The organism is Companilactobacillus pabuli, from assembly GCF_014058425.1.
GTDB classification, from domain to species: Bacteria; Bacillota; Bacilli; order Lactobacillales; family Lactobacillaceae; genus Companilactobacillus; species Companilactobacillus pabuli.
This window is the reverse complement of record NZ_CP049366.1, coordinates 74,438-101,377: the sequence shown is the minus strand read 5'-3', so window position 1 is coordinate 101,377 and position 26,940 is coordinate 74,438. Positions and strand designations below refer to the sequence as shown.

General features: G+C 35.5%; 25 protein-coding genes. 1 reads left to right on the top strand and 24 read right to left on the bottom strand.

Annotated features, from left to right (window positions below):
- Positions 1 to 38 precede the first annotated feature (38 nt).
- A complete protein-coding gene (locus G6534_RS00500) occupies positions 39 to 1,262 on the bottom strand; it encodes an ABC transporter permease (protein ID WP_059074342.1) in 1,224 nt (407 codons plus the stop codon).
- A complete protein-coding gene (locus G6534_RS00495; protein WP_059074341.1) occupies positions 1,255 to 2,151 on the bottom strand; it encodes an ABC transporter ATP-binding protein in 897 nt (298 codons plus the stop codon). Before G6534_RS00495 ends, G6534_RS00500 begins: the two co-directional genes overlap by 8 nt.
- A gap of 121 nt (positions 2,152 to 2,272) precedes the next feature.
- On the opposite strand from G6534_RS00495, the gene G6534_RS00490 reads away from it, so the two are divergent.
- Entirely contained in the window at positions 2,273 to 3,184 is a 912-nt protein-coding gene (locus G6534_RS00490) for a DMT family transporter (protein WP_059074340.1), read from the top strand.
- A 48-nt stretch (positions 3,185 to 3,232) separates the two neighbouring features.
- Here G6534_RS00490 and G6534_RS00485 read toward each other — a convergent pair whose 3' ends face one another.
- The 22 genes from G6534_RS00485 to G6534_RS00380 all read right to left on the bottom strand — a co-directional run bounded on the left by G6534_RS00485 (position 3,233) and on the right by G6534_RS00380 (position 26,897).
- Positions 3,233 to 4,585 carry an ABC transporter substrate-binding protein gene (locus tag G6534_RS00485; protein ID WP_059074339.1) on the bottom strand — a complete coding sequence of 451 codons (1,353 nt, stop codon included), beginning with the start codon at positions 4,583 to 4,585 and terminating at the stop codon, positions 3,233 to 3,235.
- Positions 4,585 to 5,415 carry a carbohydrate ABC transporter permease gene (locus tag G6534_RS00480; RefSeq protein ID WP_182082986.1) on the bottom strand — a complete coding sequence of 277 codons (831 nt, stop codon included), beginning with the start codon at positions 5,413 to 5,415 and terminating at the stop codon, positions 4,585 to 4,587. Before G6534_RS00480 ends, G6534_RS00485 begins: the two co-directional genes overlap by 1 nt.
- Positions 5,415 to 6,356 carry a carbohydrate ABC transporter permease gene (locus tag G6534_RS00475; RefSeq protein WP_059074337.1) on the bottom strand — a complete coding sequence of 314 codons (942 nt, stop codon included), beginning with the start codon at positions 6,354 to 6,356 and terminating at the stop codon, positions 5,415 to 5,417. Before G6534_RS00475 ends, G6534_RS00480 begins: the two co-directional genes overlap by 1 nt.
- Positions 6,349 to 7,434 carry an ABC transporter ATP-binding protein gene (locus G6534_RS00470; protein ID WP_059074336.1) on the bottom strand — a complete coding sequence of 362 codons (1,086 nt, stop codon included), beginning with the start codon at positions 7,432 to 7,434 and terminating at the stop codon, positions 6,349 to 6,351. Before G6534_RS00470 ends, G6534_RS00475 begins: the two co-directional genes overlap by 8 nt.
- 117 nt (positions 7,435 to 7,551) lie before the next feature.
- Positions 7,552 to 8,202: a carboxymuconolactone decarboxylase family protein gene (locus G6534_RS00465; protein WP_059074335.1), complete on the bottom strand. Its 651-nt coding sequence runs from the start codon at positions 8,200 to 8,202 to the stop codon at positions 7,552 to 7,554.
- Positions 8,203 to 8,274: 72 nt separating this feature from the next.
- Positions 8,275 to 8,685: a cupin domain-containing protein gene (locus G6534_RS00460; protein ID WP_059074334.1), complete on the bottom strand. Its 411-nt coding sequence runs from the start codon at positions 8,683 to 8,685 to the stop codon at positions 8,275 to 8,277.
- Between the two features lie 2 nt (positions 8,686 to 8,687).
- Positions 8,688 to 9,011 carry a carboxymuconolactone decarboxylase family protein gene (locus G6534_RS00455; protein ID WP_059074333.1) on the bottom strand — a complete coding sequence of 108 codons (324 nt, stop codon included), beginning with the start codon at positions 9,009 to 9,011 and terminating at the stop codon, positions 8,688 to 8,690.
- Positions 9,012 to 9,481: 470 nt separating this feature from the next.
- Positions 9,482 to 9,928 (bottom strand): MerR family transcriptional regulator, encoded by a 447-nt coding sequence (locus G6534_RS00450; RefSeq protein WP_059074332.1) that lies wholly within the window; start codon positions 9,926 to 9,928, stop codon positions 9,482 to 9,484.
- 45 nt (positions 9,929 to 9,973) lie between these two features.
- A complete protein-coding gene (locus G6534_RS00445) occupies positions 9,974 to 10,678 on the bottom strand; it encodes an SDR family oxidoreductase (RefSeq protein WP_059074331.1) in 705 nt (234 codons plus the stop codon).
- 14 nt (positions 10,679 to 10,692) lie between these two features.
- Positions 10,693 to 13,218 carry an ABC transporter permease gene (locus G6534_RS00440; protein ID WP_182082985.1) on the bottom strand — a complete coding sequence of 842 codons (2,526 nt, stop codon included), beginning with the start codon at positions 13,216 to 13,218 and terminating at the stop codon, positions 10,693 to 10,695.
- Between the two features lie 11 nt (positions 13,219 to 13,229).
- A complete protein-coding gene (locus G6534_RS00435; protein WP_182082984.1) occupies positions 13,230 to 13,931 on the bottom strand; it encodes an ABC transporter ATP-binding protein in 702 nt (233 codons plus the stop codon).
- A gap of 126 nt (positions 13,932 to 14,057) precedes the next feature.
- A complete protein-coding gene (locus G6534_RS00430; protein ID WP_152999983.1) occupies positions 14,058 to 15,995 on the bottom strand; it encodes a M13 family metallopeptidase in 1,938 nt (645 codons plus the stop codon).
- A gap of 580 nt (positions 15,996 to 16,575) precedes the next feature.
- On the bottom strand, positions 16,576 to 17,040 hold the full coding sequence (locus G6534_RS00425) for a universal stress protein (protein ID WP_059074606.1): 465 nt from the start codon (positions 17,038 to 17,040) through the stop codon (positions 16,576 to 16,578).
- Between the two features lie 15 nt (positions 17,041 to 17,055).
- Positions 17,056 to 18,276, bottom strand: a complete 1,221-nt coding sequence (locus G6534_RS00420; protein WP_182083252.1) for a carboxylate--amine ligase — start codon at positions 18,274 to 18,276, stop codon at positions 17,056 to 17,058.
- A 415-nt stretch (positions 18,277 to 18,691) separates the two neighbouring features.
- The gene (locus G6534_RS00415; RefSeq protein ID WP_182082983.1) at positions 18,692 to 19,825 is read right to left on the bottom strand and encodes a BspA family leucine-rich repeat surface protein; all 1,134 of its coding nucleotides are present in this window, start codon (positions 19,823 to 19,825) and stop codon (positions 18,692 to 18,694) included.
- Positions 19,826 to 20,529: 704 nt separating this feature from the next.
- The gene (gene asnB / locus G6534_RS00410; protein ID WP_059074604.1) at positions 20,530 to 22,449 is read right to left on the bottom strand and encodes an asparagine synthase (glutamine-hydrolyzing); all 1,920 of its coding nucleotides are present in this window, start codon (positions 22,447 to 22,449) and stop codon (positions 20,530 to 20,532) included.
- A gap of 14 nt (positions 22,450 to 22,463) precedes the next feature.
- Entirely contained in the window at positions 22,464 to 23,639 is a 1,176-nt protein-coding gene (locus G6534_RS00405; protein ID WP_059074603.1) for a metallophosphoesterase family protein, read from the bottom strand.
- A 110-nt stretch (positions 23,640 to 23,749) separates the two neighbouring features.
- Positions 23,750 to 24,274, bottom strand: a complete 525-nt coding sequence (locus G6534_RS00400; RefSeq protein WP_182082982.1) for a GNAT family N-acetyltransferase — start codon at positions 24,272 to 24,274, stop codon at positions 23,750 to 23,752.
- Between the two features lie 60 nt (positions 24,275 to 24,334).
- On the bottom strand, positions 24,335 to 25,012 hold the full coding sequence (locus G6534_RS00395; protein ID WP_059074601.1) for a hypothetical protein: 678 nt from the start codon (positions 25,010 to 25,012) through the stop codon (positions 24,335 to 24,337).
- A complete protein-coding gene (locus G6534_RS00390; protein ID WP_059074600.1) occupies positions 25,009 to 25,824 on the bottom strand; it encodes an ATP-binding cassette domain-containing protein in 816 nt (271 codons plus the stop codon). Before G6534_RS00390 ends, G6534_RS00395 begins: the two co-directional genes overlap by 4 nt.
- Positions 25,824 to 26,312, bottom strand: a complete 489-nt coding sequence (locus G6534_RS00385) for a hypothetical protein (RefSeq protein ID WP_059074599.1) — start codon at positions 26,310 to 26,312, stop codon at positions 25,824 to 25,826. The genes G6534_RS00390 and G6534_RS00385 overlap by 1 nt, the downstream gene beginning before the upstream one ends.
- 39 nt (positions 26,313 to 26,351) lie before the next feature.
- Positions 26,352 to 26,897, bottom strand: coding sequence for a DNA-3-methyladenine glycosylase I (locus G6534_RS00380; RefSeq protein ID WP_059074598.1), 546 nt, complete (start codon positions 26,895 to 26,897; stop codon positions 26,352 to 26,354).
- Between the last annotated feature and the right edge of the window lie 43 nt (positions 26,898 to 26,940).

The following is a 26,940-nucleotide window of genomic DNA, read 5'->3' as shown; positions in this document are numbered from 1 at the left end:
GCAATCTACTATTTTAATTTAGTAGGTTGCCTTTTTGGTTATTTACTATAAGAAAGTCCACGGGTGAATCTCTTCCAGAAACTAGAATCATCAGTCTGTAGCATCAAGCCTTGATAAATTTTACCAATATACCAAGCTAACAAAATACAGCTTGCTACTAGAATTACTAGTGAAATGACGATTTCTATACCAGCGGCATCGTTGTTAATGATTCTTAGTGGCATGAAGTATGAAGAGAAAAATGGTATATAGGATAGGATTTTTACGACGATTGAATCGAGATTGTTTTGGAATGGGAAAGTTACGAAAAATGCTAATAAATTCAACATGATTACTGGTTGAGCAGCCTTAGCTGCATCTTCTACTTTGGCAACTAAAGCACCTGAGAAGGCCGCTAAAATTGTAAAGATAACCACTCCTAAGAGGAGATATACTAAGTTGATACTCAAGAGATTCTTCAAAACAGAAGTAATCAATGATTGATTTTGAGCGACGATATCTTTAGTCAAATCTGAATTTTGGGCAAAGATATAAGCGCCCCATCCTCCGAAAAGATAAATCAAAATTTGAAGCAGAATAACCAATAAAACACCGAAAACTTTACCTAAGAAATACTTCACAGCCGTCGTACTGGAGAAAATAATTTCCATAATCTTGGTACCTTTTTCAGAAGCAATTTCTTGGGCAGTGATACTCGTATAAGTATTCAAAATCATGTAAACCATGATGATCGTGATCCAAAATGAGATGGTTTTTGCTGTATTAGCTGTTCCTGTCTTCTTTTGGACAGTTTCTTTAAAACTCGGTTGTTGTGCTAAAGCCTTGATTTGTGCTGATGAAAGTTGGGCATTGGCCAAATTTAGTTGCTGTTGTGTTTTAGCTAAATAACTATTCACTTTAGTTTTCAAAGATGAACTCAATGAACTAGTTCCAACGTATTTGGCGCTGATTTTTTGATTATCAATGTCCAAAAGTAAATATCCAGCAAGACTATTATTATTCATTTTCTTTTTAGCAGTCTTGACATCGGTAACTTTTTTCATGACGTCATCTTTATTTTCTTTGATGAAGTTTTGACGAAGTTGCGGTTGATTGCTGATAACGGCAATTTCTGAACTCGTGCCACCACTTTGATAACCTAAGTATCCTGCCCCGATAGTAATGGCAAACATAATAAATGGTCCCAAAATCAAAGTCAAAAAGCTCCAAGACTTAACTTGTCTCCAAAAAGTTTCTAGGGTGACAATCCATAATTTATTCATCTTTGGCACCTGCTTTCAAACGGAATATTTCGTTCAAAGTTGGTGGTTGCTGATTGAATTCTTCGATATACTGACCGTGAGTTAACTCATCGAATATTTCCTTACCAGCTGTTTCATCATCTAATCTTAAAACGAAACGCTTTTCTTCCTGCGGTTCAACTTTGACAACGTGTGGCAATTGTTCGAGTTGTTCTTTAGTCCAATCGGTTGTGACAAAAATTCTCGTGCGACCGAATTCCTGACGAACTTGGCGAACGGTACCCTTCAAGACTACTTGACCATTTCGAAGCATTACTAAACTGTCACAAAGTTCCTCGACATTTTCCATATCGTGACTAGAGAAGATTATCGCCGCCCCTTGATCTTTGGCCTCAAAAATGGCCTTTTTCAAGAGGTCGGAGTTAACCGGATCAAGACCACTGAATGGCTCATCCAAAATAATCAACCTGGGATGATGAATCAAAGTGCAGATTAGCTGTACCTTTTGTTGATTACCTTTGGATAAATCTTTGATCTTATCTTTTTTAGTTCCCTTGACCGCAAACTTTTGTAACCAAACATCAATCTGTGGACGAATTTCTTTAGCTGTTTTCCCCTTTAAACGAGCCAAATAAACAATCTGTTGTTCAACAGTCAATTTGGGCATTAAACTACGTTCTTCGGGCAGATAACCAATTTGATTGAAAATATCTTCAGTAATTGGTTGATTATTCCAAGTGATAGTCCCCTGATAATGCAAAAAGTTCAAAATACTGTGAAAAGTTGTCGATTTACCGGCACCATTTTGTCCAATCAGGCCCAAAATATGACCATCATCAACATCAAACGAAACATCATCTAAAGCCTTTAAATCGCCAAAATTCTTGTGAATATCTGTAATTTTTAACATTCCAAATCCCCCTCTCTACTTTAATAACTAAAATTATACAGGAACTAATATTTTTTTACTGGACATATTGGATTAAATTTTTAATGTGTTAGCATGAGACCTATGCGAAAGGGGGATTATCATGACTGATAAGCAAAAAGGGTTCTTCTATGCGATTACCGGACCAGTTCTATGGGGATTTTCTGGCAGTATCGCACAATATTTATTCACTCAAGAAAACATCCCCACACAGTGGATTGTCGGTGTCCGCTTGCTCTTTGCCGGATTGATGTTAGTCATTTGGTGTTACTTCATCGACTCCAAAGAATTATTTGCCATTTTGAAAAAGCCACGCTATATTTTCCAATTACTAGCCTTTGGACTACTGGGAATGTTGCCAGCTCAGTATACTTATTTCATGGCTATTAAATATGGCAATGCGCCAACAGCTACGGTTTTACAATTTTTAGGGCCATTATTCATTATTATTTATATCTCACTGCGAAAGCTGCAAATGCCAAGAAGAATCGATTTGATTTCAATCGTCTTAGCACTTTTAGGAACATTCTTACTAGTAACACACGGACACATCAATCAACTGATGCTATCGCCAGCGGCGGTTCTGTGGGGTGTTGGGGCTGGTATCAGTCAAGCTTCTTACACTCTATTGCCACGTGAATTATTAAAACGTTTTGACGCACGAATCGTTACTGGTTGGTCAATGTTACTTGGTGGGATCGTCTTTGCACCATTTGCCGATTTAACTCACGTTCCAGAGTTGAATTGGACAGCTATTATTTGTATCATCTTTATTGTTACTGGTGGTACAATGTTTTCTTACTTGTTCTACTTACAAAGTCTCAATTACTTAACTCCAGCTACTACGGGCATGTTGAGTGCTTTTGAACCATTGACTGCAACGGTCTTAGCAGTAACTGTGTTGAATACGAAAGTTAGTTTTGCGGAATTAATGGGTGCACTGTTGATCCTAGGAATTACTTTCTTACAGGCATTGCCACCTAATTTGTTTAACCTACGTAGAAATTCTAAATAACACAAAGAAGCTTATCAGAGCGTAATCGTACTCCGATAAGCTTCTTTTTTATTTGTATCCGTTAGCTCGATTCAACTGTGTTAAATTATCGTTGATATTCTTATCAGCGGTATCTAAAGCTTTCTTGATGTCGCCACCATTGTAGACTGTTTCCATAGCTATTTCTTCGAGTTGACGTGTTAATTGCATTCCTTCCATCAAAATACCAGAGTTTGAATAATTAGCTTTGGCAGTAGCTAATTGTTGACCCGGTACTTTTGATTCAGGATTCTTAGCATAGAGATCTTTAAGAATAGATGTTTTTTGTGAATCTTTATTCAAAGCTAAATATCCAGTAGATTTTTGCCACTGTGCTTGAACTTCTGGTTTCAAAGTATATTTAATGAATTCAAAAGCTCCACGTTGAACATCTTTTGGCTTGTCATTAGAAATCCAAAGTGCTGCCCCACCGATAGCTACACCATTGGCTTTTTTGTTATCGGGATGTGGGAAGTATGTGATTCCTAATTCATTTTTGTTGTTCTTAGTTAATTGACCGATACTTGCAGATGATTGAATGAAGATTCCAACCTTGTCAGACAAGAAACCGGCAGTTTGATTAGCACCAGCACTAGCACCTGAACCATAGTCAATGAAATCGCCAGATTTGATATTTTCTCTGATCCATTCCAAGAATTCTACTGTGTCGGGATTATTGATAGAAACCTTAGTTGGATTACCAGTATGTCCATCATTATTGTTAGCTAATTGAGCATTGGCATTAGCTAGTGCTTGTTCCAAGAACCAACCGTAAACTTGAACGGTCATACCTTTAACCTTGTGATGAGACTTTTCATACAATTCTTTGGCAACTCTAGTGATGTCACTGTATGAAGGTGAGACTGGTGGTGGTGTGATATTGTACTTCTTCAATAAACTAGCATTGTAATACAAAACTGGTTGTGAAGTGTTAAATGGCATAGCTTGTTGCTTACCTTTATTGGCATAAAAGGCACGAGCTACTGAAGAAATCTTGCTTACATCATAATTATCTTCATCAATAAAATTTTGTACTGGTGTTGTATAACCACTGTGAAGCATTTGAGCAGTTGAAATATCAAAAGCTTGGAAAACTGCTGGTGAAGTGCTTGTATTGTGTGTTTGTAAAATCTTTTGGATAGCTTCATCGTAAGTACCTTGATACTTAGGAATAACCTTGTACTTTGTTTGTGACTTGTTAAACCCATCGACCACTTTTTCCAAGGCGTCTTCTGAAGGTCCACCCATTTCATGCCAAAAAACAATTGGAATTCGATCATGATTATCGGCTGATTTAACAGAAAGGCTGTGTCCAAAAATTGCGACTAACAAGATTCCTAAGACAGCAATCAATGGCATAACTAATTTCTTATATTTAGACATTATTTAACTGCCCCCTCATTCATCCCTGATTTGAAGTAATGTTGACCAATAAACAAGACGATGATAGTTGGAATAACAATAATCGCTGCACTGGCTTGAATCATACCCCAATCGTTGAAAGTCTCTTCAGATTGTAATTGTTTCAAACCGTTTTGAATCATTCGAGAATTGTTACTGAATGTTGTCAACATTGGCCAGAGATATTGATTCCATGAACCTAAGAAACTGTATGCTCCTAAAGTTATCATGCTGATCTTGTTGTAAGGCAAAACAATGTTCCAGTAAAATTGGAAATGATTCAAACCTTCAATATCAGAAGCTTCCTTCAATTCAAGCGGTGTTTGCATGAATGATTGACGAAGCATGAAAGTCCCAAAAGCGGAAGTTAAGAATGGCACGATCAAAACTGCGTAATTATCTAACAAGCCCATTTGCTTAACCGTTGCAAAGTTAGGAATGATTTCAGCTTCAAATGGTAACATCATCGTAATTAGGAACAATGTAAAGATGGTCTTACGATATTTGAATTTCAAAAAGACAAATGCATAGGCACTCATAGAACAAAAAATTAATTGTGCAATCATTGTAATCGTTGAAATCACTAACGTATTCAATAAGTAACGTAAGATTGGTGTCTTAGTGAAAGCTGCTACATAATTATCAAACGAAATATTCGTACTGAAGAGGTTTCCTTTAGCAATATCCATTGTTGGTAAAAAGCTGGTCCAAATTCCAATAAAGAATGGAGCCAAAATTATTATTGCCAAAACAATCAGTAATAAATAATTAAAAAACTTTTTCAAAGCTGCTCTTTCATCAATTTGTGTCATTAGTAGTTCACCTTTTTCTCTAAGAATTTAAATTGCAATAAGGTGAAGAAAGCAATGATAATTGTTAGGATGATTGCTTCTGCACTAGATTTAGCATAATTTCCGCTATAAAAGGCGTCTTTGTAAATTCGATAAACTAACATATTAGTGGCATTAGTAGGACCACCTTTAGTGATTAAATCAATCAAACCAAAACTCTTGAATGCATCAATGATCGTAATTGTTGAAACAAAGAATAAGGTTGGTGAAATCATAGGAATAGTAATGTGGAAAAATTGATATCTGGAAGATGCTCCTTCAACATCAGCTGCTTCGTATAAAGTACTAGGAACTGATTCGATAGCTCCTAACAAGATTAGGAAAGTAAATCCTAAATGCATCCAAACTGTTGTGATGATAACCGCCCACATAGCATTAGTAGGACTAGTTAGCCAATTAACAACTGGCAAATTCAACCAATTACTCAATAAAGCAAAGAATCCAGTTGAAGGATTAAAAATGAATAACCAGAATATCGCAGCTACGGCTACGGAGACACCCATAGTTACTGAGTAAAGCGTTCTAAAAATACTGATACCGGGTAATTTTTGACTAGCCAAGTTAGCCAACAATAATCCTAAAGCTATCGTTAAAACCGTCACTGCTAACACATAGACGAAGGTGACCCACATACTAGAGATGAAATCTGGCGAGGTAATTAATTTAGCATAGTTTTGAAAACCAACGTAGACTGTTGTTTTACCTAAGGTATTAGTTAAAAACATACTGATATAGAGAGTTTTAAACATTGGATAGAAAACAAATAGTCCCAAAATCAAAATTGATGGACCTAAAAAGATTGAAGCAAAATATTTATCTTTAGCATTTAAACGAAAACCGTGACGTTGTTTTGCTTGAACATTTTTTTCTGGAACAACGTCAGTCGTGGAAGTCTTAAGCATTGACTACGGCCTCCATCTGCGTAATATTGACACCTTCATGATTAAATAACAATACTTTTTCTGTAGCTGAAACTAGAATCGTATCATAAGCCTTAAATTCAGCATCACTAGCAACAATCGCCGCAAGTTCAAGATCGTTATGTGCCATTTTTGCATAAACAATTTTTTCATCGCCTAGGAATTCAACACTCTTAACTGTTGCGTTAGCTGTTAGTTCATCGACTTTTTCAAGCATCAATTCATTTGGTCTAATTCCAACTTGGAATTCACTTTCAGGAACTTGTTGGTTGATAGACATTTCAAAATCATCGTTAACTTTGATAGTTTGATTATTGATTTTAACTGCTGGCAATAGATTGATTGGTGGTACTCCAAAGAAACTAGCCACGAATTCATTAGCTGGATGTTTGTAAATTTCAGTTGGTGTACCAATTTGTTGAACTTGTGAATCGTGCAATACCATGATGTGATCAGCCATTGTCATTGCTTCTACTTGATCATGAGTGACATAGATCAAAGTCAAACCAAGTTTTCTTTGAAGTGCATAAATTTCTTGGCGCATTTTAATTCTTAATTGAGCATCCAAGTTAGAAAGAGGTTCATCCATTAGACAGATTTTAGCATCACTAGCAACAGCACGAGCTAAAGCAACACGTTGTCTTTGACCACCTGATAATTCACGTGGCTTGCGGTCCTTCAATTCTTCCAGATTAACCATCTTTAAGGCTTCATTAACTCGTTCTTCAATTTCTGATTGAGAAGTATTTTTGCGAGCTTTTAGTCCAAAGGCCACGTTATCCCAAACACTTAAGAATGGGAAAAGTGCATAACTTTGGAAAACCATTGTTAAATTACGATCTTTGGGTGGTAAATCATTAACCAATTGACCGTCGATATGAATTTCTCCTTCGCTGATAGAAGTTAATCCTGCAATCATTCGCAATAAAGTACTTTTACCACAACCTGATGGACCAACGATTACGAAAAATTCCCCTGTTTGGATTTCAGCAGTTACGTCATTTAAAACTGTTTTATCCGAATCATAAGACTTAGAAACATTTGTCAAAATTGTCGACATCGATATTTCCCTCCACATATGTCATTGACTATAGTATGCAGTGGGGATGTATATATATAATCTATTTAATGTAAAAAAAGTGTAAAAAAATAGACTGCTTTCACAGTCTAATTTACATTATTCATTTGCTTGATGAATCTTTTGAACTGAATTAATTACTAATGGAAAACCGATATAAGGCAACAAAGTTAAAGCCGTCCAGATTAACTCTGATTCGGAATTACCGGCCTTCAAGCTACCTAAAGCATGCGCCTTAATTTGAAAATCGACATTCATCGTAATCAGAGCTGCCAGCAAATATCTTTCACGGTCTTTAACTGGTAAAGCACCTCTAGTGTAATAATCACCAAAGAAATTCTTAGTCAACCATTCTGGCAATAACTTTCCAGCATTAGCTGGTAAATCTGCCATTAAATCTTTAATTTCATTGCCATAAAGTGGTTTTTGAAATTCTAAACCGGCTTTATAAGTATCCTCTGGGATTGCAAAATGTTGTCCATCTTTTTTCGTAACAGTATTTAATATCCTCAATGCATTTTTAACTTTACTTGAACCAATAGCTGGACTTAATTGATAAACTACCTCACGAATTAAATCAACTGACACTGTGTTCAAAGCAATTGAAAAATGTTCTTTTAAATCAGCCTTATCTTGCAGAACAGTCAAAGCACTGATAATCGTCAATTCTTGTTCTGCCTTTGAAAGTGGATTTTCACTCGTTACCTCATCTTTGAATCTCTTCAGGATTGTTTTATAATCTTGATCCATTCAAATCACCCCTACTTCAATGATATTACATTTGTTCAGTAGGTTAAATGATAAAGTGATACCGATTTCATTTTATAATTTGTCATATTCTTCATCAGTAACTTTTTCAAGCCATTCTGAATTACCTTTAGTAATAGCAACATGACTGAACCAGCTGTCTTTAGTTGCTCCATGCCAGTGTTTAACACCTTCTTTAATGACTACAACGTCGCCTTGTTTCAATAATTGAGCATCTTTGCCCCATTCTTGATACCAGCCTTCGCCACCTGTAACCAATAGAATTTGGAAACCATTGTGGTGAATGTGCCAGTCATTACGACAACCTGGTTCAAAGGTAACATTACTGATTCCAAAATCAATGTTATCTTCTGGTTTTACTAAACTATCTAAATAACTTTGTCCGATAAAGTATTTAGCATAATCAACGTTCTTATCTCCGATGGGGAAAACTCCACCATTTTTTAATTCTTCATTTTTAGCCATAATTAATCTTCCTTCCAAATTTCTTTTGCACGATTGAAAGCACTCCAAGCCTTAGGCCAACCTGCATAGAATGATAGATGTGTGATTTCTGCAACGATTTCATCTTTAGTGATACCGTTCTTCTTACCAATCTTTAAATGGGCATCTAATTGTTCAATGTTACCTGCTGAAATGATGCTGGCAATAGTAATCATTGAACGATCATGAGCAGAAAGTTCGTTTTCTTTACTCCAAACTTCACCAAATAGTACATCATCATTTAAAGCCGCAAATTGAGGAGCAAATTCTCCCAAATTGTCACGACCAGCTGTTTGTCTTTTTGCCATTTTTATTCCTCCGTTTATTAAGTTGATAGTTATATTAAACAACTTAAAGTCAACTTTAAGTCAAGAGATAGATTTAAATTATTTTATCCCGACAAAACAAAAGAGGATATCACTAGAATCACAGCAATATACTGCAATTCTGATGACATCCTCTATTAATTTTTTAAAGCAATTTATTGGTTCTTATCATAGTTTAATTATATAAAAATGCAGAGAAGTTCCATTTTCAATGTATTAGTTGTATGTAAGTTTACTTTTTGAATTAAACAAAATAAATAATAGAACTAGGATCTAGTCTGGAACACAAGCCCTGTGATGGCTCAGCCGCCAAATTACTGTTAGTGCTTTAGCACTTACAGTAAGGCCTAGTTTTGAGATTTTGCGTCTTTGGGGCCATGCAAAAGCTCAAAATAGTGCCGGCAGCGTTCCAGCCAATCACAGGACTTGTGTGGAAGACGGCAGCTTAAAAGCTATCTATCCTCCAAGTACCCATGATTCAAATTCTTCAAATACTCGGAAAAACTTTCGCTATCTTCAATATGTCCACCTTGTTTGCCCTTGTACCAATCTAATTTATCATTCAAAATCGTCCAACCATCTTGAAGCTTTTGGTACTCAACTTCAAAATTACGACGAACTTCTTCCAATAATTCAATTCGTTGATTGATTGTCGAATCACCTTGAGCACGCAATTGAACATAACGCTTTAATTGATCAATCGACATCCCAGTACTTTTGAGATGCAATAAGAAATTGACCCAGTGAACATCTTGCTCGGTGTAGTAACGAATCCCACTTTCATTTCGATGTGGTCTAATCAATCCTTCTTTTTCGTAATAACGTAATGTGGGGCTATTCAAACCGACTATCTCAGAAAAATCACCGATACGGTATTTTTTATCAATTTTTACTGGCATTTTATCATCCTCCACTTAAAGTTGACTTTAAGCATAACACATTAACTACAAATCAACGCCACCGTCGACTTTGAGAACTTGACCAGTGATAAAATCATTTTCCATCAAATAAATATAAGCAGATGCTACTTCGTCGATTTTGGCAACTCTACCTAATGGGACATTTTCTGCCACATTGTCTTCTTGTTTGGCTAATTGTTTAGAATTCATATCACGCCATAAACCAGTTGGAGTCCAAGTTGGTGATACAGCATTGATACGATTGTTAGGTGCTAATTCGACTGCCACACCTTCTACCATCGTATTGATAGCCTGATTTCCAATGATAGCACCAGAAGCATCATAGGGATGACCACCTGAACCAGAAGTTAAAATAATCGAGCCATTCTTACGAAGATTTTTACTAGCAATCTGAACTAGTTGTAAGTTAGCAAAGAATTTATCTTCAATTGCTTTTCGAATTTCGTCCATTGAACTGTCCAAAAAGCCACCGCCCATAGCTCCACCTAGCATGGAAACTATATGGTCAAATGAACCGTACTTTTCAAAAAAACGAGTAAGTTGCTTAGGATCTTGTGCATCTAATGAACTACCTTGGATATCATCATCATATCTAACCTCATTAACTCGAGCTTGATCACGTCCAATAACATACACTTCAGCTTTTCTATGTTGAGCTTTGATGGCGACTTCTTTACCAAAACCAGAAGTACCACCGATAACTAAGACTTTATCATTTTCTAAACTCATTCTAATACCCTCAATCATTCATTAGATTTCAATGCACCAATCATATCGATGTGTTGTAATTTTTTGTGCGTTACTAGCATGACGATTGCTGTAAAGACAATCATCAATAGCGTTGCTACCAAATATCCAAACCAATTGATAGTCAATGGGAAGATAACTTGTTCTGTAGCTGCTTGATTCAAAATGTAAGCTGTCAATAAGTTACCAACGCCATAACCAACAATGATTCCGACAATAGTCAAAATAATATTTTCACGCACAATGTACATCGTCACTTCATTATTATAAAAGCCTAAGACCTTGATTGTCGATAATTCTCTGATTCTTTCGGAAACATTTATGTTAGTCAAATTATACAAAACAACAAATGAAAGAATTCCTGATAAGAGAACAAAAATCAAGATAATTGGTTTCAACGAAGACGACATCTTCGAGACAGTACTCAAAACATCATGTGTATAGCTTGTTCCCATAACTTCACCTGAATTTAACAATTTATTGGCTAAATTCTTACGCTGGCTCTTAGTCTGAGATTTCAAATGCAACAATAAAGTATTGTCAGACGCTTGTTTACCAAAAGTAGTTTGATACATTTTAGGACTGAGATAAATAAAATGTCCGATGAAGTTTTGCGTGATAGCTTTTACTTTAACTGTAACTTTTTTACCATTCGTTACATTAAGATGAATCGTATCACCTTTTTTAACATCCAATAACTGGGCCGTCTTCTTTGAAAGCACCACTTGATGTTTCTGCAAATTAGTCCCTAGATGAACGTACTTATCAAAGTCACTGATTGATTTAGGTGTATAAACGTTAACATCATTGACTTGTTGATTGTTAGCTTTTAATTTAGCCGTCGTCGAGTTAATAACGGTACTACTTACATACTGATCATTTTGATTCAAAATTTTTCTTACTTTGCTTAAATTACTATTACTATTTAATTTCACAACTGCCTGATAATCAAATATTTCTGAATACTGGCGGTTACCACTGGCTGAAATAGAATTCTGAATCCCAAATCCAGTCAAAATCAACGCCGTTCCACCAGCAATTCCGATAATCGTCATAAACATTCTCGACTTGAATCTAAATAAATTACGATAACTGACTTTACTATTAAAGCTCAAATGATTCCAAAGTGGTTTAATTCTCTCCAACAAAATTTTCTTAGCTGACTTAGGACTCTTGGGACGCATCAAAGCCGCAGGTCCTGCAACGAGTTCCTTTTTAATAACAATGATTGCGGCACCTAAAGTAGCCAATAATGAGAAGATTGTTGCAATTAAAATGACCCACCACTGCAAATCAACTACCCAATCTAAGGCAATGTATTGCTTATATAAGGCTAAGACGATTCGTGGCAACGTCTCATTACCAATGATTGATCCCAAAATAGCACCAATTAGACCAGCCGAAATTGCATAGTAATAATAATTACGTGAAATTTCCCATTTAGTGTAACCAAGTGCTTTGAAAGTACCAATTTCACTACGAGCCTCTTCGACCATTCTTGTAATCGTGGTGAAAGTTATTAGCGCTGCTATTAAGAAGAAGAATACAGGAAAGACATTAGCAATGGCAGCGATTCGATCAGAGCTTTCTCCATAGGCAGAAAATCCGGATAAATCTTCACGTGTTTGCCAAGTATAAGACGTCTTAGATTGTTTCAAAATCTTGATTTTTGCAGAATTTAATTTAGCTAATTGTTCACTGTAAGTTTGAGGATCAGCGACCTTTAAGGGTTCTATTTGTTGCTTTTGACTATTGATTTGCTTCAAATAATCACTCGCAACTTCATTTGTTCTTTGACTAGCACGACCACTGAATTCGTGTTTTAGTACTTTTAATTTTTTATTAACAGCTTTTTTATAGGATTTACTGAAAGTGTTTTTATCTTTCAATGAATTAAAATGCAAATTCAGCATTGTTCCAACGGCCATATTCAATTGATTCTTTGGTACGTAAGCGAACAACTGCACTTGTCCATCCGCAATATTTGTCGAACCACGTGATTGATTGTCAATGTATTGTGGTGAATCAGCGAAACCAACAATTTTGTAAGACCGTTTCTTTAAACCAGCGTCACTAGCAAATTTAAATTTTTGTCCTAATTTATAATCATATTTACTTTTAGCATTTTTATCCAAAACAATCTCATCGCTACTTCTAGGCAGACGACCACTTCGCATAATCAATTGGTTTTGTTTGACATTTTCATCATAACCGTACAAAGCTACAGCTACTTTGCTTTTTCCACCAATGACATATTTAAATTTGGTTGCTTCAACTTGAGCACCGGGAACTTTTTTTGCCAAATCAACATCTGTCTGATTAAAACCAGTAGTCGATAAAACTTGGATATCCGAAAGATTCTTATCCGCAACCGTCTTATTCAAAGAATCATTCAAGCTAGGACCTGCGGCTTTAACACCGACAAAAATCAAAACTCCTAGCATAATAATCAAAATGATGGCGATAAAACGTCCCTTTGAATGTTTAATGTCTTGAATCATATTTTTAGACAATGGTTTCATTTAATCATCACCTACCATTCGATGTCTTTGACAGGCATAGGATTAGAGTTATCTTCAATCGATTGAATTTTGGCATCGTGAATTCGAATGACCCGATCAGCCATCTTGGCCAAAGCTGAATTGTGTGTGATGACGATGACAGTTTTATTATCCAAATAACTAGCATTTTGTAACAAAGTTAAAACTTGTTTACCAGTTTGATAATCTAGAGCTCCAGTTGGTTCGTCACAGAGCAACAGTTTAGGATTTTTAGCCAAGGCTCTAGCAATAGCCACACGTTGCTGCTCTCCACCAGATAATTGTGAAGGAAAATTATCAATTCTATCTCCCAAGCCAACTGCTTTTAAAGTATCTGTGGCATCCAAAGCATCTTTAACGATTGCTGAAGCTAGTTCTACATTCTCTTTAGTAGTTAAATTAGGTATTAAATTATAAAATTGAAAAATAAATCCAACATCATTACGACGATAAGTTGTTAACTCTCGTTCAGAGAATTGGGCAATATCTGTCCCATCAATGATTACTTGTCCTTCACTCGGCGTATCCATACCACCTAAAATATTTAAAACCGTTGATTTACCAGCACCACTGGGTCCCAGAATAACTGTCAGTTTTCCTTGTTCAACATCAAAGGAGAGCTTATTATTTGCATAAATAGTCGTCTCTCCCATTTGATATTGCTTTGATTCGTTCCTGACTTCAATATATGCCATTATCCTCACCTTTCCTCGATAGTAATATTATAAAGGAAAACGAATACATCATTAAGGTAAAAACATACAAATTAATTCATAAAAAAAAGCAAACTTTCTTTTTAGAAGTTTGCTTTTAAATTATTTCTACCAAATATTTACACGTTTATCAGGATCTAACCACATACCATCTTGATCAGTTACATCAAAGGCATCGTAGAATTCATCCATATTTTGTGCCATTACGTTAGCACGAAGTGGTGCTGGTGAGTGAACGTCAATTGACAAGAACATTTCTGTTAATTGCTTAGTTGACTTGTTTCTCCAAACACGAGCCCAGTTGATGAAGAATTTCTTCACGTCAAAGTCACTTTCTTTTTTAGCAGCTTCAAGAGCACAACGAAGTCCTCCAACATCGGCTACATTTTCACTAACAACTAATGTTCCGTTAACTTTACTACCGGCGTAAGGAATGCCATCGAATTCTTCAATCATTTTCTTAGTTAATTCCTTGAACTTAGCATAATCAGCTTCAGTCCACCAGTTGTTCATATTACCGTATTCGTCGAATTGAGCCCCGTTGTTATCGAAAGCATGAGAAATTTCATGGGCGATAACGGCACCAATTCCACCGAAGTTTTCACTGCTTGTTTGGTCCAAACTGTAAAATGGTGCTTGTAAAATTGCAGCTGGGAAAGTAATGTCATTTCTCGATGGATCATAACAAGCATTAACCATATGTCCTGGCATCAACCATTTAGTACGGTCGACTGGCTTGTGATATTGATCTAAAGCATCTTGAGCAACGATTTTTCTGATTCGAGAAACGTTGTCATACAATGAATCATTTTCGTTGATTTCAAATTTACTGTAAAGATCATCAATCTTGTCAGGGAAACCAACTTTGATAACAATCTTATCCAATTTGACGATAGCTTTTTTCTTAGTATCTTCACTCAACCAAGTATTTTCTGAAAGTCGTTGTTCATAAATTGAAATCATTTTTTCAACCATGCTACGAACGTCTTCTTTGGCCTTTTCACCGAAGTATTTCTTACCGTAGTAAGTACCAACAACTTGAGAGAAAATACCTGCAGCAAAGTTATAAGCATACTTAGTTCTATTTTGAAGTTCTTTAGCACCACTCAAGGCTAAGTTATATTCACCGATTGTTTGACGGAATTCTTCATCAAGAATTGAAGCGTTCTTAGTTAAGAACTTAACCATCATCCAAGCTTTGATATTTTCAAAAGTACCGTCATTGACTAACTTGTTCAAATTGTCCAAATATCTTGGTTCTTCAATGATAACCTTCTTTGGTGTGTCATTGATTTGGTCAACTACTAAACTCTTCAAATCCAACTTGTCAGATTTCTTAACGAATTCATCGAAGTCCATTGGATTGTAAACTTTAGTATAGTCAGCCCATTCTTCAGAACTCTTTACGATTGGAACTAATGACTTATCAAAAGCCAATGCCTTTTCAACGATTTCTTTAGCATCCTCTAGCTTGTAGCCAATCATTGAAAGCAAGCGTCCAGCAACTTCACCATACTTAGCCAATAAAGCCTTTCCGGATTCATTACCTTCATCGTAATAAGTCTTGTCAGGCAAAATCAAACCGGCACCGGCAACATAAACAACGTTCTTAGAAGTATCTTTCATATCTGCTTCAACGCCGATATCGATTGGCAATGGAAAACCATCCTTAGAAAGTGAAGCAATATCTTTACTAATATCAGCCAAGCTCTCTAAATCATTGATTCGTTGCATATCCTTCAAAATTGGTTGTTGATGAAATTTACTCAAATGATCAACATTATTAGCCAAACGATACAATTTCACTGCTTGTAACATCAATTCATCAGGAATTTCATTTTCATTATTTGCAAATTCATGGAAGTCTTTCATTAATGACTTTTCAACACCCTCATCGAGGTCCATAAATCCACCTGTACGTGACTTATCGGCTGGAATCTTAGCATTTTCTTGCCAAGCACCATTGACAGCCAAGTACAAATTATCTTTATAATCGGCTGGTTTAGCATCAATCATATCCCCTGCGCCACCGATAACTTTACTCATTAACAATACAATTCACCGCCATTATTTTTGATTCTTTCTTAAATTAGATTAGCATAAGATTCCGTCCTCCATAGCAAAGAAAATTTGGCTGGAACGTAGTGGGCACGATTTTGAGCTTTTGCAAAATGCGCAAAATCTCAAAACTCGGCCTTATTCTAAGCAACAAGTTGCTAAGAATAATTTCACTACTGAGCCAATTTTCTTTGCTATTCCGGACTAGATAGAGATTCTATTTTTTTATTTCTTAATCATTTGAAATAAATAATAGAAGACGTTATTTAGTCGAGAGTGACAGCTTGTGGATGCTCAGTACTGAAATTTCACTTAGCGATTTATCGCTTAGTGATAGGTCAAGCTTTAAGACAGTTCCCGGTTCTGGAATTGGCTTAAAGTTGTGCCCAGTACGTTCCAGCGTCCACAAAGCCGAACGGACGACGGCAATTTACTACCAACCATCGCTTAGAAGGAATTTTTATTTTTAAGGACTACTATATCACTCTTTAGATTCTATTAAAAAAATTATGTTTATCCAAAAATAGTGGACTATCTGATTGATATGTCCACTATTTATTATTCATAATTATCTGATAACACTAACCGAGCATCTAGCGTTGCTGACAATTTTAGAAGCTTGAGAACCGATAGTATTACGACCACGATTCTTTTCTTCAACACCAACAATTACTAAATCTGGTTTAAAACTTGGAATTACTTCATCAACGATAGTAGTTGCAGGATTTCCTTCAGTTACCATCAAATGAATATCTTTAACTCCATATTCCTGAGCCTTTTTGCCATAGACGGCTAATAACTTTTTGATTTGTTCACGACGGTCTTTCAATACATCTGGATCGAGAGATTGGAAGATGTTTAGGTCGCCTGTTTCCAAGACTGATACGATACCTAATTCTGAACTGTGGTGTCTTGCCATAGTACATGCATAGTTAAAGGCATTCTTTGATGAAATAAAATCATCTGAATCCACGCAAATCATGATTCTGGAATAGTCTACTCTTTCAACTTTGTAATCTCTTAATTCATCCATCTATAATTCCTCCAGTTATTTAAAGTCTCGTCCTTTATTTTCTTGGAAGTACTTGTCGAATCTCTTTACATAGTTATGGAACATGTAAGTCAATAACAACCAACGTTTGAATGATTTATCTTTGTCATAGAAAACAGTTGTTCCGATGCGATCTTGCTTGATCAATTCATCAGCATACTTAGTAGCGTCGTTTTTAGCTGCGTACTTGTTGAAGACTTTAACTGGAACACCCAACCATAATTTGTGTTGAGCTTTATTTTTATTGGCATAAACTGTTGGTTCATTTTCCAAAGTTCCTTCAACATAATCTTCAACAACATACTTAGCCAAATTATAACCATTCAAAGTAACGAAGAAACTACTTCTGCCTTGACGCAAATTGATTTCAAAGAACTTGAAAGTCTTATCACGAGAATCATACTTCATATCGAAGTTAGCATAACCTGTGAATTCAATATCTTCAAGGAACTTTTGAACACGGTCATAAACATCTTGATTAAATTCGGGAATGATAGCCACATAGTTACCGATTGATTGTGGTGTAGGATCTTCCAAAATCGGATGTCCTAGACACATCATCTTCACATGGTGGTCTTGATCAACATAGGCATTTAAAACACGCATGTTGGAATCATCACCAGGAATAAAGTCCTGAAGGATCAAGTCAGATTTATAACCATTATCATAAATCTTACCTACGATACTCATATATTCATCTTGAGAGTGAATTGTGAAAGCCTTTTTACGACCTTCAAAATGAATATCTAACCATTCAACACTATTAGCTGGTTTCAAAGCCACTGGGAAATCAAAAGGAACATCTAGGTCCTTTTTGTTTTCGTACATATCTTTAGTGATGATTTTTGTGAGTGGATGTGGCAAACCATGCTCATCCGCAACATGATAAAAACTTTCTTTATTATTTAATGATTTCAATAAATCATAATCGACATATGGGCAAACAAAAGTCTTAGATAATTCTTCTTTATGCTTGCTAATAAGTTCCGCATAACCGTCCCCGCAACCAATCAAAATAACTGGTTCTTCATAGTTTTGGTACTCTTTAGCAATTTCACGCATTTTTTCAATAAAAACAGGGTCTTCAGAAAATCCTGGGTGAAGAGTTAAGCTTAAGATTTTTGTATATCTTGTAGGTGCCAATTGGATATCGGCATAGGCCTTAACAGTGCCCCCATATAGTTCATGGAAAGCACGAGCCATTCCGTAAACATTCATATCACTACCTAATAAGATAGGCGTGAATTTTTTTCCTGATTCAGTTTCGATAGGGATCAACCTCTTACTATATTAATTCTATTTTTAATTTTTCACACATTTCAAACAAAATTATACCATAATCAATTTATCACAACGAGACAAGCTTATACATTTAATTATTCAGGCTTATTCTTTTCTTAAATAATTGAGAACAAATAGCTTAACCACAGCCTTAAATTGATTTTGTGATGTTTCAAACTAATATCGATATTTGGCATAAAAATTTATTTTATAGTAACGTCATAACGCCAATATCAGCTTATTTTGTCTCCGTCATATATGCGTTATCTTAACATGATTTACAGAAAAATGGCACCTACTCAGAAAATAGTCTTGAACTATATCTAAACAAGTGCCATTCAATTTTAAATTATTATTGATTAACAACATCAACCTTTTCGGCATCAACAAACTCATTTTCATCAATTTGATAATACTTGTGATGATTCAAATAAGCAATATTTTGTGCTTTCCAAGTACTCAAAGCGCCCAAACCACGATTAGTCAACATATCCATACGACAGTCGACTAAATTGGTAACAATGACGTCTTTAGTTTTTAAAGTTGCATCAACTTTTTCACATTCAAAAACTTCTGTAGCTTTAATCCATTCGTGATCATCAGCTTGATAATATTTTTGACCATCGATTACCCAAAGTTTCTTACTCAACCACGTCTTGCCACCAATAAAATCTTTATTAGTCGTCAATTCTTCATTGTCATCAAAAATTTGAGCATATTTAAGATCTGGATAAACAGTTATTTCTTCGTTGAAATCTTCGACCATGCCTTGAGTCTGAACCTTAGTTTTTACTGGAGTGTAAGTAACGACATCTTTACTAGAAAGTTTATCCTTTAAGGCCATAACTTGTACCGTTTTTTTAGCAGTCTTGTATCCGGTCTTTTGTGGAACCGATAATTCGAAAGTACTGCCGACAAATTCTGGCTGGATATCAGTTGGAACTTCAACGACCAAATCACTACCAAGATTATTGTTGATTTTTACAGTCATCGGACCATGATACTTCTCATCCGGTTTAACAATCCATCTGCCTTTATCAGCTTTACTCAAAAGTTCACTGGAATTAATGCCATCAACGGTAGGTTTAGGATTATCTCTAGTTCCCGTCCCAATATCGATCCAAGTTTTTTCTGGCATTTTCAAATCTCGTGGCTGGTTGGGAACCACAAATTTATCACCGAACTTAATTGATTTTAATTCATCTGAAGATTTGAACATGTCCGTCATATCTTTGACATTAGTCGTATCGAAATTGGACAAATCTAATTCTTCCAAAGTCTCACAACCACTGAACATACCTTGCATATCAGTGACTTGACTAGTATCAAAGTTGGAAATATTTAATTCTTTCAAGTCACGACAGCCACTGAACATCTGGGACATATCTTTGACTTGTTTAGTTTTGAAACTGGATAAATCTAACTTCTTTAACGAATGGCAATTCAAAAACATTTGACTCATATTTTTAACTTGACTAGTATCCATATTTCCCCCTACTTTCTAATTTTGGAATCCCCTGAAACCACTTCCAAATTAAAATTAACGATTACACTATAACAAATTGTTAAAACTTTATATTATTTTTAGTAATATTTTTATTTTTTCTTAATATTGAATGAACGGTGATGGTGATAGTGGTTAACTGCCGTCGTCCGCAAAATCCCTGTGATTGGCTGGAACGCTGGCGACGCCACTTTGAACTACTGCATAAACCAAGTGCGCAGCATTTCAAAGCTGGGTCTTATTCTAAGCGATAAACCGCTAAGAATAATTTGCCGGCTGAGCCATCACAGGGCTTTTGCTACCGACTAGATTTCAATTTCTATTTGGATAGAATTAGACACATATTTCTAAATAACAGCCCTATTTCTCTACACAAAAAAGAAGATACTACTAAAACCACAGCAATATACTGCAATTCCAATAATATCTTCTATTAATTTTCTGAAGTTATTTATATAAAGATAGAAATCACTATCTAGTCGGGAGCGAGGTCCTGGAAAATGCTCAGCCATGAAATTCCACTTAGCGATTTATCGCTTAGTGGAAGGTCGAGCTTGAAGACTTTGCCCGAACTTGGTCTTAGCAAAGGCTCCAAGTCGTGCCCATGGCGTTCCAGCAATTTTCCAGGGCCGAACGGACGACGGCAGCTTAACACCAATATTAGTTAACACTATTCTCTATTAAGTCTAAGCGTTTTGTTCGACTTTTTCTCCAGGTACAACAACTTGTGGATCAACATCTGGCTTCTTACCATTGTCGATAAAGTAAACCTTGTACCAGATCAAGAATGTATAAATTGTCCAAACTTTACGACGATCATCGTTTTCACCACGATAACAACCATCAAGCATCTTCAAAATAGCATCTTGATCGAAGAATTCACCAGCAAAGTCAGCACTGAATAACTTACGGAAGTCTTCATAAACTTCCTTAGTCTTGATCCAGTCACGAATTGGAACTGGGAAGCCTAGTTTTTCACGCTTAGCCCATTCATCTGGTAAAGCACGTTCGGCAGCGACACGCAAAGCATACTTACTATCTTTACTGTTCAAAAGATACTTAGTAGGAATACCTGAAGCTACTTTAGCCATTTCCTTATCTAGGAATGGTACACGCAATTCCATTGAATTAGCCATACTCATACGGTCGGCTTTCAACAAGATATCGTTTGACATGAATTGGTGAAGATCGAGATATTGCATCTTCTTAACTTCATCATCATAGCCACTAACTTTGTTGTAGCTTCTCATAACGATGTCTTTAACAGAACGTGATTTTTCAAATTCTGGTTTAACTAAATCAGCAGCTTCTTTTTCAGTAAAGATTTTAGCTTGACCAATAAAGAACTCTTCAGCTTTGGCTGTTGATTCGTACAAGTGCAAACGTCCTGGGAAGTTTGGCATCTTCTTTAGTCCGTGGGCCAACTTGTATTTCACACCCTTAGGCAACTTCTTCAAGTCTTCAGCAACGACTCTGATGACCTTAGAATGTGAGTGGAATCCATAATTGGCATAGCCGGCAAACAATTCATCGGCACCTTCACCAGATAGAATTACCGTAACATCTCGACTAGCTAATTTAGTTAGGAAGTAAAGCGGTACACATGAAGGGTTGGCATCTGGTTCATCCATGTAGTATTGAATCAAAGGAATAGACTTGATAGCTTCTTCCTTAGTTACGATACCACGAGTATTTTCAAGGCCTAATTTATCAGCCAAGAGTTTAGCAGCACTACCTTCTTCATAAGTACTTGTATCAAAATCAATTGAATAAGTATGTTGTGGCTTCAAAATTGCAGTAACGTAACTTGAATCCACACCACTAGAAAGCAATGAACCAACCGGTACATCACTGATTGAGTGTTCTTCAACTGATTCGTGCATGGCTTTGTCAATTCTCTTAACTGTTTCTTCAAATGACAAATGATTTTCTTTAAATGCCATATCCCAGTACTTCTTGATACTCAATTTTCCATTCTTATAAGTAAAGTAGTGACCTTCAGGAATTCTGAAGACGTTCTTGAAGAATGTTTCATGCAAAGCTGAGTATTGGAAAGTTAAGTATGGTTTCAAAGCAGCTTTATTTAATTCTTTTTTAAAGTTAGGTTCTTTCAAGAAAGACTTGATTTCTGAACCAAAAATAAATGTACCTTCACGATTGTAATAATAAAGTGGTTTGATACCAAAGAAATCTCTAGCACCAGTAATATCACCAGTCTTCAAATCGTAAATAGCGAAAGCAAACATACCACGGATTCTCTTCAAAAGGCCCTCAATGCCCCATTCCTCAAAACCGTGTAGCAAAACTTCAGTATCAGTTTCAGTACTGAAAATATGTCCTGCCTTCTTTAAATCTTTTCTTACATCTTTATAGTTATAAATTTCACCATTAAAAATAATGGCTTTAGATCTATCTTCGTTATAGATAGGTTGCATACCACTGTTAATATCGATGATACTCAAACGTCGAAAACCAAATGCTGTATCACCTTCAACCAATTCACCCGAACTATTTGGACCACGATGCTTGATCGTTTCCATCATAGCTTCGATGACAGGCTTCTTGTCTGCAATATTCTTATCAACGAATCCGACAATTCCACACATAAAATAATTCTCCCTTATATTTCAAAGCTTACATACCTTGTTGCGGCTCCGTAACCAAAAATCTGTAAGCGTAGTTTGTTCGGGTCGATATTAATGAAATACCCTGATAATTCAGAGATTTCATTATATCGTCTATCCCATTTCTTGTTATAGTCAGTTGTTAGTCCGTGTTTCTTTCCCATAAGGGCCGAACAATTTAATATTATATGATTAATTTCAGAAACTTTGTAGTTTTTTTCATAGTGCATATGACCACAAATATATGTTGTTACCTTAGAAATCCCGGTAGCAGAGAAATCATAGCGAATATTTACTCCAAAATCTCCTGTTAATTCATTTTTTAATTGTCCAGTCTCTTTATTATTAAAAGCGACTAATAACTGTTGAACCAGGTCACCGTTAAAATTCAAAGCACTGCGTCCAGAAGGACTAACTATATTAGCATGTCCCATCACAACTACATGTTTATCGACAGTCTTCTGTAAAACGGTGGTCAAATCCTCTAATTGTTGCTCTCTGACCCCTCGAACCTTCTTAAAGTCATATTTCTTAGAACCATTACTAAGAATATAAGGAATATCACTGGTATCGATGAAGATGATTCGTACATCACCTTTATCGAACCAACCCACTCTAGAAACGGGATTCAAACGTAGAATCTCAGATTGTTCAAAATCGTACTTTGTTACTAGTGAATCATAATCATCTCGGTGAAATGATGCTGACTTGAAGAAACGATGTTCATCATATTTGTCATTTTCATCATGATTACCCTCAACGATAAAAAATGGTGGTTTACTGGCTTGATAATTTTCAACCGCAAATTTCAACAGTCCACGACTGATCTCAGGCTTGTCACTACCATCCATCAAGTCACCTAAATGGACGTTAAGATCTATTCCGACGTCATTGCTGACTTGATTTGCTTCAATTATATGCCTCATGCCATTGATTCCATAATAAGAAGCACTGACTACGGCCTTGGCATGAGTATCAGTTAGAACAGAAATTGTCACTGTATCATCGTTAATGTTTGGCAAGACATTATTCTTATAAACGCCCTCAATATAATCAACAACGAATGGTCTTGGTTTTAACCTTCTCAAAAAGTTCTCTGTTTGAGTTGAAATAAATTCTGAAGGTCTAGGTGAAAGCACCCTTCTAGCAACATTATTAAATTTCAATTTCACATTCTCCTAATATCCAATACCTTGGAAAAATATATTAAAAAAACCATCTTAACGATGGTTAATTATGGTTCAATTATATATCAAATATATGAAAAATAATCTTTCAACGCTTATTTCAAAAGAATTTGATATGCCAATCTGACACCTTTATCTTCATCCATCGTAATGGTACCTTTTTCTTCAAAACCGTTACTAGTGATAATGTGTTGCATTACTAAATTGTCGGGGTGAGTATCGATTCTGACATCACGATAGCCTAGGTAATAAGACATTGTCATTAATTGTTGAATCAAAGCTGCACTAAGATGCTCTCCTTGGTGGTCTGCTTCTATAGCAATACGGTGAATGATTGAATACGTCACATCAGAATCATCATCCCATGCTCCAGAATTCATATCTTGATAATTTTTATCGTAGCCTTGTTGTAAAGCTGCACTTCCTACAACACGACCATTTAACATTAGAACAAAACTGATACCTTCTTGAATGTCTTGTTCAAGGATTTCTTTATTTGGATAACCTTGTTGCCATTGATCAACGCCTCGGTCCTTTAAGGTCTTCTTAGCACTGTCAATAATATCAATGATTCTTGGTAAATCATCAAGCTTAGCTTGGCGCAAAAAAACGTTACTCATAAAAATCCTCCTTGTTCATCAGAGTATTAAAACAGAATTTACTATAACATTGCAATACTTTTATGCGTTTTTTCTGTTTTTTTTATAAACCAATCCACTTATAAAAAATAGAATTATTGCATACAATAACGTTTGCCCAACTATTGGCAAAATTTTCGTTATCGAAGAAGTATTTTGCAAGGTTATTATTATTTTTGATAAAGGAGGTAATAGCCACTCCACTGCAGTCAAAATACTAACGACACTGCCGGAAAATGCTAGATAAGTAAAAATCAACGCGCCAATCTGACCAACTGTGGAATGATTGTACCATTGAGTTTGAAACAAAGTAGCAATTCCACTGCCTAAAAATCCAACGCTGAAGAGACTTGAGATTCCAACAAAGTCTAAGAGAATATTACTATCTAAAATTAAACTAAAAATAAAAATCAAAACACTCGAAAACAAATTTGCTATGACTGCGACTAACAATTGACTCAACCAATCAGCAAAATGACTGTTGATCTTTTGCTTCAAGTATTTGTTCTGTTGACTGTCATTGTAGTAAAGATTCATGGTCGAAAAAAGTGACAAGAGAAACATTGCTATTAACAATAAACTAAATTTTTTCAAATTACCAATTTCTAACAAATGATCTGCCAACAATCCAAAGACAATGATTGAAAATAACATCGTTAAATATAAAAAGTTTTGAAAATACAACTGCAAATAACTTTTTAAAAGAATTCTTACCTTCAATTTCTCTTCATCCCTTCAAATTGATAATTTAATTGCAACATCTTATCTAAAATTGATTTCCGTAATTTTAATGGAACTTCTAATTCAATTTGATTATCTTGATTGGATACTAAAAAGTTTTCAACATCATGAGTAATCGCCTTTGAATTAGGATTGACCCGAAAAATCAACAAACTTAGTGCTGAATTTTCTCTGGAATTTTGAATTTTCAAATCACCATCTAATAAATAAAGTTGGTCAAAATTTGTGGCAATTTTTTTATCAAATCGGGTTGCTGACAAGATAATGCCAGAATTGTTATCCTTTAAATCAATTATCAAATCTAACATTTTTTGAATAGTTTTTTCACTTTGAAATGCGAAGGGTTCATCTAAAACTAAAACATTGGGGTGACCGGCCACAGATGCCAAAAAATCTACCTGTCTTTTTAATCCGAGTGATAATTGACTGACGGGCGTATCTAAATAAGGAGTCAGTCCCATGAAGGTGACCATACCTTGAAGTTGGTCCTTACGAACAGCCAAATTTTTAGACAAACGTCTCATATCTTCCAAATATTTGCCGGTACTTTGTTCAATTATCTGGGGATTTTCCTGAGGCAAATAGCCGATCCTAACACCTGGAGTATAGTCGATTGTTCCGCTATCAGGTGTTTTATTGTTCACGATTGCTTCTAAAAGTTGCGTTTTACCACTACCATTATCGCCGTTGATACCAATTACTTCATTTTGAGATAAAGAAAAAGCTACATGCTTAAATGCAAAGTAGCCCTCAATTTGCAATGACAAGTCATTGACTGATATTAATTTCATTATTGCCATTCCTCAATAGCGTGAGCTGCCAATCCGATTGATAGGATTGCATCTTTAGAAATAGAATTTCTTACATCGGCGACGATAGTATTGTCATAAACAGCACCAATAACAGTAAAAGAATAATTGACCAAGTTGATATCAGTCTTAACTTGATATTCTTTTTCTGCATATGGGTCTTCATGATTGTAAGTGAAATTGATGTCATGTCCTTCAAGTGAACCGTCAACATGGTTTACTTGTACACGATCGTGTAATTCACTTAACTTTTGATCAGGGTTTTGCAATGTTAAACGATGGTCAGATTCATTTTGATAGTAGTCATCTTCAGTCATATCGAAATATTCTTTGATAGGCTTTCTTAAGACTTCTAGTGAGTCCAAAATATTGTAAACTTTTTGAGCATCGAATTTTTCTGATTTGTCTTCAATTTTTTTTCTGTTTGTATAAAGCCAGTCGGCCAAAGTGCTAATAGTTTCAGAATTCATAAAAATTATCCTCCGTCTTCAATACCATTATACTAATTTTTACTTAAAATCACAGGAATCTAAGTGGTCATTGATAACCCCTACCGCTTGCAAAAAAGAATAAACAATCGTAGGCCCGACGAATCGAAAACCACGTTTCTTCAAATCTTTGCTAATTCTCTGTGACAAATCAGTCTGTGCTGGCATTTCATCCATATCACTATAATGATTAATTATCGGTTTATTATCAACAAAATTCCAGATATAATCCGAAAATTTTTCTCCATTTTGATGCATTTTTTCAATTATTTGAGCATTATTAATAGAAGAATCGACTTTAAGATGGTTACGAATAATCCCTTTATCTTGCAATAATTCTGATTTTTTAGCATCCGTATAATGAGCCACTTTATCGATATCAAAATCATCATAAGCTAGACGATACGTCGCTCTTCGTTTAATAATCGTTGCCCAAGACAATCCTGCTTGAGCACCTTCTAGTGTTAACATCTCAAAAAAGTAGGTTTCATTGTGATTTGGTTTGCCCCACTCCGTATCGTGATATTGTTGCATTTCTTCGGAACTATTGGCCCAGTTGCATCGCATATATTTTCTCCAGCAAAAAAGCCGGCAATTGGCCAGCTTAAAT